This is a genomic window from Aquimarina celericrescens (assembly GCF_042682765.1).
Lineage (GTDB): Bacteria > Bacteroidota > Bacteroidia > Flavobacteriales > Flavobacteriaceae > Aquimarina > Aquimarina celericrescens.
In genome coordinates this window covers 25,454-36,345 of the sequence record NZ_JBHUHY010000004.1, presented here as the reverse complement: position 1 = coordinate 36,345, position 10,892 = coordinate 25,454, and the positions used below count along the sequence as shown (strand labels likewise).

Sequence of the window (10,892 nt, the reverse complement as noted above, 5' to 3'; positions counted from 1 at the left end):
CTCTTGGCGAGAGGTTTGGGCTGAAGAGATTATGAACCTACAAACGAAAATACCGTTACGATCTCAAGAGCCTAAAATTGGCTATGATTCAGAAATATTCATGCTGGGCTCCTGTTTTGCCGAAAATATAGGCGAAAAGTTCGAATACTATAAGTTCAAAAATCGTATTAACCCATTTGGAATTCTATTTCATCCCAAGGCCATAGAAACATATCTTTGGATGGCAAGTCAGGATGAAAACTATACCGAGACGGATCTATTCTATCATAACGAGCGTTGGCATTGTTTTGATGCACATTCCTCACTAAGTAATCCGGATAAAAATGTTTTACTTTCTAGATTAAATGAAAGTTTGTTTGATACAAAGGAAAAAATTAAATCGTCTACACATATTTTTATTACGTTAGGAACTGCTTGGGTATATCGACTTAAGTCACTAGATATGGTAGTGGCGAATTGCCATAAAATTTCACAAGCAGAGTTTGATAAAGAATTGCTTTCTGTAGAAGAAATAGAGCAAAATCTTCAAAACTGTGTGCGTTTGATTAGAAGTGTAAATCAATCAGTTCAAATTGTTTTTACGGTATCTCCAGTACGGCATATAAAAGATGGTTTTGTCGAGAATACAAGGAGTAAATCGAATCTAATTGCTGCTGTGCATAGGATTGTAGAGACCAGTTCAAAGTTTGTTTACTTTCCTTCATATGAATTAATGATGGATGAGCTTAGAGATTATAGATTCTATAATGAAGACATGGTTCATCCTAGTGATCTTGCAATTCAATATATCTGGGATCGTTTTTCAGAAGTTTGGATTTCTGAACACGCCAAACGAACCATGAAACAAGTTGAAGAAGTTCAAAAAGGACTAAGCCATAGACCTTTTAATCCTCAAAGCGAGCAGTATACTTTATTTCTTAAAAAACTTACGTTAAAAAAGAACCAACTTCAAAGTGAATATCCATTTATGAGTTTTTAGAAAGCGATAATTTTACACAGTAGTAAAGTTTGCGTCAATAATTTCTAAACCACCATCTATTAAATGTTTAATTTCGGGTCTTTTGGCTTTCATATTTTTTAGATATTTTAAAACTTCTGAGGTAAATGTTGTATCGCGATCAAAAACGAGCTCGTAAATTTCCAAAGGTAAAAGCCAATCTTCTGAGTGATCTTCTTTTATGATATCAAAAACAGCTCTAAGTGAAAACTTTGTATTTTGACCTTCTCTTATATTTCTTACTGATTGATACAAAGAATGTAATTCTAATTGTTTGTCAGAATACACTTTTTTAACTGTTGTTAAAGAAGGATTATGTGTTACCAGGTCAAACGAGTTGTCGTCTGCCGGTCCTGAAAAAGCAGAAACAATTTCTTTTCCTACAGCAAAGTCAAACGTACCCCATTCGGGTTTAAAAAGATATTCGTCTTTGTACTTTATAGTACAATCACTAAACTGAATCAAAATTAGCTCTCCCTGGATATTCCGCATACCGGTAATATTATTTCCTGCAACAGTAATTCCGCTTTCAAACTCGAATTCTATATATTCCCCATCATAAAAATTATACGCTTTTAAATCTCGTGGAGACATATTTTCTATGGCAAGGTTTATTCCCTTTAACTTTCCTAAAGGAGACCTAAATCCATTGGGATGAGCATCTATGCCGTGACCAATAAGTTCTTTTTCTCTAAAGGATAATGCTGTTGGTCCAGAAGTTTCGAAATAAATTACTTCGTTATCTTCATTTTTAATCATTCGTGTAAAAACTCCTGAAATTTGTAAACCTGTACTCAATTCTATAGTTCCTAAATTTTCTGATTCTATCAATTTAGCGAGACCTCGATGCCCCCCTTTTCTAAGTGCCATAGTATCTGCAAATTCTTCTAATACTTGACATAAATAGGCGAAGTCTGGAGTAACAAATAGTTGAGGTTGAGGTTTTGTAATATCAAAATCTTGAAAAGCTGCTTCGGGTGAGTAGGGTAGTTTTTTAACCTGATCGGTCATGCACCATTCACTTTCACCAATCGATGATAGTAATCCTGCACCGTAAATTTTAGGATGATCGGTTGTGCCAATAAGTCCATATTCAACAGTCCACCAATGCAAATTACGAATTAAAGCTATCTCTGATGGGGTTGACTTTTGATTTTGAAGCTGTTCTACTCTTTTTTCTGCTTTCAAAATGTCTTCGGGATTGGTGTTATGAGCTTCTTTCAAAATCGAAAGAGAACGCACTGCTTCATACATTTCATAATCCCTTTTTGAAGAAATAGCTTTACATCCTATTTTTCCAAATCGACGTAAATATTCTGCATAATCGGGATTTGCAATAATAGGAGCATGTCCCGCAGCTTCGTGAATAATATCTGGTGCAGGAGTATACTCTATGTTTTCTAGTTGCCTAATATCAGAAGCAATAACAAGAATATTATAGGCCTGAAACTCCATAAAAGCATTAGGTGGAATAAAACCATCAACAGCAACGGCAGCCCATCCTATTTCTTTTAAAATTCTATTCATCCCATACATGCTTGGGATTTTATCAATAGAAATACCTGTTTTTTTAAGTCCTTTTGTATAAGAATCATGCGCTACTTGTGTTAAAGAAGAGATGTTTTTTCGCATTACATATCTCCAGACTGCTTGATCGATAGGTGTGTAATCCTCATAATTTTGTGGTTTTATAAATTGTTTTAGATGAGGAGGAAGCTTTTCGATTAAAGGATTTGAAGGTATATTTTGTGCCATGTGAAGATTAAATTGTTGTAAAATAGAAAATCTATTGGAAAAGTAATAGTTTTATTTGAATATGAAGCAGATCCAAATGTCTAAAATTTTATTTCGTATTTAAAACCCATGTAAGCGGTGGGTTTGATAAATATTATTTTGATATATTAATACTTCCCTAAAGGATCTTTTGAAAAAAATACTCTCTGAAGTACGAAAAAAGATACAAGAACATGATTTGTTCACCCTTGGTATAGACTTTTGCTGGTTCTGTTCAAAATAACGATCAAAACCCAAATTTCTATATCCAGTCTTGTTTCAAATGTTCCTAAAGTTGGATGGTAGATCTCATTAAAAGACTAACAGAAATTCATAAAAAAACTGCCTCTTTTAAAAGAGGCAGTTGGCGATTAACTTTATTCAATAAAAATTCTATACATAAAGGGAGCTTCTTAAATATTGAATTATGTTAATCTTGGCAAATAGAATATATCCGTTCCTATTCTTCACCAATTAACAGTTACTTTCAAATTCTAATTCATCCTCTCCCATATCTAATTCAACTTCAAATTCAGAATTTTTCTCGTAAATTTCGTGCAAGGTCCAGGAGCCATTAAAATCATCTAAACCTTCAATATTTATAGTTACTGTTATGTCGTTTCCGGTACCTGTACTTTCCCAAGTACCACTAAAGCTATCAGTTCCATTTTCAACAGCGATAGTACCGTTAGCACTAAAATTAAACGTGTATTCAGTATAAAGATCTTCTAAATATTGGTTATTACGCTCCAACGTATCTACTTTCCAGTCAGAACAATTCGTTAAAAAATCAGTTAGCTGTTCTGTTGTGCAGGTATCACAGTCATCATCATTATAGTCATAATCATCATCTTCATCACAGTCATCTTCAGCATCTTCGATAACAGCTTCTAATTGTTGAATAGAGTTTACGGTTACCTCAGATTGATCTGATAATATTAAAGTGATTGGGAAATCGATACTTACGGTCAAGTCATCGTCCAGATCATCTATAAACTCATATAGTTCTTCATCATTATTTATAGAAATATCATTGATTACATCGTTATTATTATTGAATAATGTAGCAGTGATTGGATATTGAAAATCTATACATTCTATATCATCATCCTCTTCGTTCTCATCAGGACAGGTACTTGCCAGATCATCAAAACTTGAAAGATCGTCGATTGTAATTTCGGTAAAATCCTCTTGAATAATAACAATAGGAAATTGTATTTCTATGATGTCTTGGTCATCATCAAATTCATCAAGGATATCTTCTGCTGTTTCTAAACCTTCTTCATTATTTACCGTTAATTCTACTCCATTAACGCTAACGGTAAAAGGAGTCTTGATCGTAAAACAATTTGCCCGGTCAATTATATTATCGAATGATCCATCCTTCATCGAGGTGTTTTGAATCAGATTGGCAACATTGGTATTCGCCTTTAGAGCGTCTTGTTCAGAAGGTCTTAATACATCCTCGTCTTCAGATCGACAAGAAAACAATACTAGTGTAATTGTCATTAGTAAGGCTGTAAATTTTAAAATATTTTTCATAATTAAAAGATTTATAGTTTTTTCATTTTTTCTGATACTGAAACAACTTATCCCGAAAAAGTCCTGAAAAAAAATTAAAAAATTTATTTTTACTTTGCGATCATCTTAAAATCTAAGGCTTTGTCAGAAAATCAAAATCAAAATATTTGTACTAAAAAAGTATTTAAAGAAATATATGATCGATATGCAAAGGAAATCCATGACTATTTATATTACAAATATGGAGCTCGATTCAATCCTGATGATAAAACACAAGAAACCTTTATAAAACTTTGGGAAAATTGTAAAAAAATAGAGTTTAAAGCTGCAAAGGCTTTCTTGTATAAGGTAGCAAACAATCTTACTTTGAATGAAGTAAAACACTTTAAGGTTGTACTGAAATACCAAAAAATACCTCCAAAATATTATACTAATGAGAGCCCTGAATTCTTAATGGAAAAGGAACAGTTTCTTGGGCATTATGAAAAAGCATTAAGCAGTCTTACAGAAGAACAAAGGATTTGCTTCGTATTGAATAAGATAGAAGGAAAAACACATAAAGAGATTGCTGAAATGTTGGGAATTACAAAAAAGGTGGCAGAGTATAGAATATATAGCGCTTTTGACAAATTGAAAAAAGAATTGAAAGGATTTAACATAAAATAATCAGGACAACTGGCTTTATGGTTGTTTAAGTGTTGATAAAAATTAAATACCAGCTGTATGGACAAAGATTACTTAATAAGAAAATGGCTTAAAGGCGACTTGACCGATGAGGAAAAAGAAGCCTTTAACAAGTTGGATGATTATCAGCTGAATGTTGATATTGTAGAGGATATTAAACATTTTAAAGCGTCTAATTTTTCTAAGGTTTCAGACTTTGATGTCTTGGATCAAAAATTAGTTTCTAAAAAAACACCAGTGAGGCATATAAACTGGAACCGGGCTTTGTTGAGAATAGCAAGTGTAGTGATTATAGCTTTTGGACTTTATTTCTCATTCTTTCTTAGTGGAGAGCACAAAATAGAAACTCTTGCCGGTGAAAAAAAGACCTTTGAATTACCAGATACTTCTGATATCGTACTAAATTCTCGATCTATCTTAACATATAACAAAAAAAACTGGAGCAAAGAGAGAGAAGTGAGCTTAGAAGGTGAGGCCTATTTTGAGGTAGCAAAAGGTGCTACTTTTACGGTGATTACACCCGGTGGAAATGTTCAAGTCTTGGGTACCAAATTTAATGTTAAACAGAGAGAAAATTTCTTTGAGGTAGAATGTTATGAAGGTCTTGTAAAGGTTAATATACATAGTACTTCCAGGAAACTTTCTGCCGGAGAAACTTTGAGATTCATAGATGGAGAAGTTTTGTCTAATAAAACATTACAGTCAGAACCTGAATGGATTGGGAACAAAAGTTTATTTAACGCTGTTCCCCTCTACGAAGTTTTTGCAGAAGTTGAGCGCCAATACGATGTACGAATAAAATTTAAAAATGTAGACGAAAATCGATTGTTTTCAGGAGGTTTTGGTCATAAAAACCTTGAAAACGCTGTTAAATCGATAACCACACCTTTGGGACTTGTCTATGTAATTGAAAATGAAAAGTTGATCATTATAAAATCACAATAAGGTGAAATATTGGGGGCCATTAATGCAGTTGATTATGATAGTTTTATCATCTACATCTCTTATGGGTCAGGATGAAAACAACCAGGTTCCTTTAGAGGACCTCTTACTACAGTTTGAAAAACAACATGGTTATCATTTTAATTACGATAAAGATTTAATAGGTAAAGAGATAATTATCCCTCCAGACTCCAATTTATCTTTTAATCAAGCTATAGCATATTTAGAAAAAAATACTGCTTTCCAATTTACTGTAACCGAAGATAATTTTGTTTTAATTAGTGAGCCAACCAAAGAGTTTCGGGTATGCGGTTACATTCAAAGCAATGTTTCAGGAGAACCCTTAGCTTTTGCTAATGTGATGTTTGGTAAAAAAGGTACAACAACTGATAAGAAAGGATATTTTGAACTGAAAACCAATACGAATTCTGGGATACTATCTGTTACTTATGTTGGGTTTCAAACCAATGAATTTTTTTTTGATATTCTTTCTAGCACCGCCTGCTTGGATATTAAACTGTTGCCTAAAGAAGAAACGTTATCAGAGATTATTATTTCTGGATTTATCGTTCAGGGAATCGATAAAATGAAAGATGGAGGATTACGAATAGATTTTTCTAAATTTAGTATGCTACCTGGTCTTATTGAGTCAGATGTACTTCAATCCGTCCAGGCATTTCCGGGAATACAGAGTATCAATGAAACAGTTTCCAATATTAATGTGCGGGGTGGCACACATGATCAAAATCTCATATTATGGGATGACATTAAAATGTATCAATCAGGTCATTTTTTTGGCCTCATATCGATATTTAACCCTAATATTACAGAAAAGGTTACGCTTCTAAAAAATGGAACTTCAGCTGCATATACCGAGGGGGTTTCCAGTACAATTGCTATGCGCACTGATACTGAGTTAACCGACCATTTTACAGGAAAAATTAGTGCCAGTTTCATTGATACAAACGGTTTTATAGATACACCCATCGGAAAAAAATCGTCTGTACAGGTAGCGGTTAGAAAAGCATTGAGTAATTTTGCGGAAACTCCAACCTATGATGCGTACTTCGATAGAATAGCTCAAAACACTGAAGTAGAGAGCAATGAGGTAAACATTACAAATTCTGACAAAATGTTTGACTTTTATGATGCATCCTTACGATGGCTTTATAAAATTAATGATAAGAGTGAGTTAAGACTCAATTTTATAGGGGCAGCCAATGAATTGGTTTATACTGAAAGTTCAATAATAAATACTATCGAAAGATCCAGGGAGAGTAGTTTATCCCAGAATAGTATCGCAGGAGGACTTCAATATAAAAGAACCTGGAATGATAGATTTAGTACAGTTTTACAAGCGTACAATACAGATTACAAATTACAGGCATTTAATGTTAATCTTGCACGATCACAACGTTTTCTTCAAGAAAATATCGTTTCTGAAACAGGAATAAGAGCACATGCTTTTTATAATATTTCTGATCGGTTAGAATGGCAAAACGGATATCATTTTACCGAAACAGCAGTGACCAATCTCGATGATGTTGACGATCCCGTTTTTAGGGATTTCTTTGTAGAAGTTTTAAGAACTCATAGCGTTTTTACCCAACTGCATTTTGGATCCCATAACCGAAAAACGTATTTAGATTTAGGCGTTCGCTACAACTATCTTGATAAATTTTCTAAATCTATTGTAGAGCCTAGAATTAATTTTAACCAAAAAATTGCAAGGGACTTAACCTTTGAAATACAGGGCGAATTAAAACATCAAAGTACTTCAAAGATCATCAATTTTCAAAATGATTTTTTGGGCATAGAAAACCGTAGATGGCAATTGACCGATAATGATTCTATACCAATTATAAGAAGTAAGCAAATTTCATCTGGTTTGCAGTTTGAAAAAAAAGGTTGGCTTTTAAATGTAGAAGGATATTACAAGTATGTAGACGGAATAACTACCAGAAGCCAAGGTTTTACTAATGCTTATGAATTTGTAAGAGAAAAAGGGAGTTATGATGCCTATGGAATAGATTTTTTATTGAGAAAACGCTGGGGAGGTTTTAACTTTTGGTCAAGTTACTCCTACTTAAAAAGCGAATATACTTTTGATGCTTTGCCAGAAGAAACTTTTCCTAGTAATTTTGATACAACACATTCCATCTCTTCAGGAATCTCTTTTAAATCTAGAGATTTACAATTGGCAGCAGGGTTTAACTGGCGCACGGGCAGACCTACCACCTCATTAGTGTTTGGCAATGAAGTGGATAACCAGGGGGATCTGAACTATAATACTGCTAATGCAGAACGGCTAGATGATTATTTCAGATTTGATGTATCAGCAATGTACCAGATAAGATTTGCTACACCATACACTCTTAATTTGGGAGCTTCTGTCTGGAATGTATTTGATCAAGAAAACACTATCAATAATTATTATCGGTTAAATACGAATAGAACACCTCAAGAATTTGTTCAACGCTCCTTAGGTATAGTTCCTAATGTATCAATTAAAATGAATTTTTAACTTAACTCTCCTTCACCAATAGGTTCATCAGCTGTAGAAATACGCGAGTTATTAAAGCCATTATCATTGTTGAAATAAACAAAAATAGGACTTTCGTTTCTAAGCATATCGATCAGGTGTTGAAGCTGGTAATGATGATAGTAAAATGCATAATACGATCCTGATTGAGTGGCTTCTGGCAAGACCTCATTAGGATCTTCTCTAAACCAAACCGAACATGTTTCTCCTGCTGTCCCTCTAAGAATGAGGTTTGTTTTTCCGTTGCCTCTGGAAGACCAATTATAATAGGTATATGTTGCTACTTGAAAAGATGATTGTGCCATTTAATTTGTTTTTTTAAGTAAAATTAAAGTTTGTTCTTACGATCTCATAGGGGTAAATGATCTTTTTTACTGCGTCAAATGACTGTATTCCCTTTTTTCTTAAAAAACTCTTCTATATTAGTCGTTACAAATCAACAATGATAATGAGAATATAAGATAGTCAACTATCAGGTTTCAAAGTTAAAATTTGGATTTTTTTTTGCAATAGTAAAGATTTATATTCGTTAATATTATATCCATATCTTTGTACCAATCAAAAAGTCAGAGTCCTAACTGACTTAAAATGTTTAGGAATTTTTGTATTTCAAGTACTATTTATCAAAAAAAACTTTTATACAGCTTCACGTTTTTCGAAAATCTGTTAGAGTGAAGTAAGTAGTTTTAGCTAAGTGTAAAGTATGTCGAAAACGTCAAATTTGAATCTACTTATTAAAACCTCTGCTTTGAGATTGATATTACTGCACATTTTTGTATTCTCTGCTTTTGTAATGAAAGCCCAGGTAACCAATGAGGGAAAGCCCAAAAGTTGGCAACTTACCAGTAAAAAAAGCAGTACTCCTGTTGTGATGAAAGCTTTTGATCTTAATCGTATCAAAACCGAGGATGCCAAAAATGACGTTGATAAATCAAGACCTTGGAGATTTGGATACGAATTTAAGGTAAATCTGGGATTAGATAATTCTGGAGTCTGGGATGTTTTACCAGATAAAAGTAGAATATGGAGGATTAATATTATTTCTAAAGGAGCCAAAACCTTAAACTTTATTTTTGATACTTATAAAATCCCTCGAGGAGCTACTATTTATCTTTACAATAATGATAAGTCAGATTTACTGGGTGCATACACTAATATTTTTAACAGACCAGATGAAATGCTGGGCACTTGGTTGGTCCAAGGTGAAAATGTGTGGATAGAATATTATGAACCTGCTTCGGTAAAGGGGCAAGGAGAGTTGAATATTTCGAAAGTAGTACATGGGTACAGAACGTTAACGACCAGAGAGATAGAAGGAAAAGCAATCAATGATTCTGGTAATTGTAATCTAGATGTTAACTGTCCAATAGGGAATGATTATGATGCATTAAAGGATCGGCTCAAGAAAGCGGTGGGGCTTATATTAGTCAATGGCACAGGTTTTTGTACGGGTACTTTAATAAACAATACAAATAATGACAAAGCTCCTTATTTTCTAACCGCCAATCATTGCTCTGGAGGAGAATCGATCTGGGCATTTAGATTCAATTGGATTAGTGCAAATACAGTATGTGCCTCGTCAGACGAAAGCATAAGTAACGGCCCCGAAAATTATTATCAGACAACCAGTGGTGCTAGAGTATTGGCATCAAATCCAGAATCAGATTTTGAGTTAGTTGAAATTACTGGTGGATTAAATCCATCGTGGGATTTAGAATGGGCTGGTTGGGATAAAACGGATAACACACCTGATTTTGGTGTGGGTATTCATCACCCCCTAGGAGATATTATGAAAGTTTGTAGAGAAAATAGTCCTTTAACTAAAAGAGAAGAAGTTTCTATTGGTGGTATTCAGGCGCCAGTCGATTCCTGGGAAGTTCGCGATTGGGACTTAGGAGTAACAGAGAGTGGATCTTCGGGTTCTGCTCTTTTTGATCCCAGTGGGAGAATTGTAGGTCAGTTGGCAGGAGGTGGTGCAGCCTGTGTTAATACCAATGATAATAATGAACCCGATTATTACGGCAGATTAGGGGTTTCATGGGACTTTGGTAATTCAGAATCAACAAGACTTTCAAATTGGTTAGATCCGTCAAATACTGGAAAAGAAACTTTAGATATGCTTTCTCAAGAATTAGATGGCGGAAATCCCCCTGTAGAAGAAGAAGCAATTTCAGTCTTTTTCGACGTTTCGAAAGCTATGGTTACTGTCTCAAATGGAGCAAATAAAATTTTAGACTACAATGTCTATGATATGGCAGGTCGGGAAATAACATCTGGGCGACTGCTACTAGATGATGAGACTATCGATTTAACAGATAGAGCGTCGGGGATGTATTTCATTTATATTACAAATACCTCAGATGGTACTTCGTTTACAAAAAAAGTAATTGTGAATCAAAGATTCTGATTGTACTTATCAAACAGAATCTGAAC

At 33.9% G+C, this 10,892-nt stretch carries 8 protein-coding genes; 5 read left to right on the top strand and 3 right to left on the bottom strand.

Going from position 1 to position 10,892, the window contains the following annotated elements; translation table 11 throughout:
* Positions 1–31 precede the first annotated feature (31 nt).
* Positions 32–979, top strand: a complete 948-nt coding sequence (locus ACFSJT_RS07300) for a GSCFA domain-containing protein (protein WP_378319582.1) — start codon at positions 32–34, stop codon at positions 977–979.
* Between the two features lie 12 nt (positions 980–991).
* Here the strand turns inward: ACFSJT_RS07300 and ACFSJT_RS07295 are convergent, their stop codons facing one another.
* Positions 992–2,752: an aromatic amino acid hydroxylase gene (locus ACFSJT_RS07295; protein WP_378319581.1), complete on the bottom strand. Its 1,761-nt coding sequence runs from the start codon at positions 2,750–2,752 to the stop codon at positions 992–994.
* 492 nt (positions 2,753–3,244) lie between these two features.
* Positions 3,245–4,312, bottom strand: coding sequence for a hypothetical protein (locus ACFSJT_RS07290; protein ID WP_378319580.1), 1,068 nt, complete (start codon positions 4,310–4,312; stop codon positions 3,245–3,247).
* 120 nt (positions 4,313–4,432) lie between these two features.
* Between ACFSJT_RS07290 and ACFSJT_RS07285 the strand changes: the two genes are divergently transcribed.
* From ACFSJT_RS07285 to ACFSJT_RS07275, 3 genes are read left to right on the top strand one after another with little or no spacing between them, the layout of a single operon-like run.
* A complete protein-coding gene (locus ACFSJT_RS07285; RefSeq protein WP_378319579.1) occupies positions 4,433–4,957 on the top strand; it encodes an RNA polymerase sigma factor in 525 nt (174 codons plus the stop codon).
* A gap of 57 nt (positions 4,958–5,014) precedes the next feature.
* Entirely contained in the window at positions 5,015–5,920 is a 906-nt protein-coding gene (locus ACFSJT_RS07280; protein ID WP_378319578.1) for a FecR family protein, read from the top strand.
* A gap of 34 nt (positions 5,921–5,954) precedes the next feature.
* Positions 5,955–8,441 (top strand): TonB-dependent receptor, encoded by a 2,487-nt coding sequence (locus tag ACFSJT_RS07275; RefSeq protein WP_378319577.1) that lies wholly within the window; start codon positions 5,955–5,957, stop codon positions 8,439–8,441.
* Here the strand turns inward: ACFSJT_RS07275 and ACFSJT_RS07270 are convergent.
* The gene (locus ACFSJT_RS07270; RefSeq protein ID WP_378319576.1) at positions 8,438–8,764 is read right to left on the bottom strand and encodes a hypothetical protein; all 327 of its coding nucleotides are present in this window, start codon (positions 8,762–8,764) and stop codon (positions 8,438–8,440) included. The two genes, ACFSJT_RS07275 and ACFSJT_RS07270, sit on opposite strands and share 4 nt — an antisense overlap.
* Before the next feature lie 443 nt (positions 8,765–9,207).
* On the opposite strand from ACFSJT_RS07270, the gene ACFSJT_RS07265 reads away from it, so the two are divergent.
* On the top strand, positions 9,208–10,866 hold the full coding sequence (locus ACFSJT_RS07265) for a T9SS type A sorting domain-containing protein (protein WP_378319575.1): 1,659 nt from the start codon (positions 9,208–9,210) through the stop codon (positions 10,864–10,866).
* Positions 10,867–10,892: the final 26 nt, after the last annotated feature.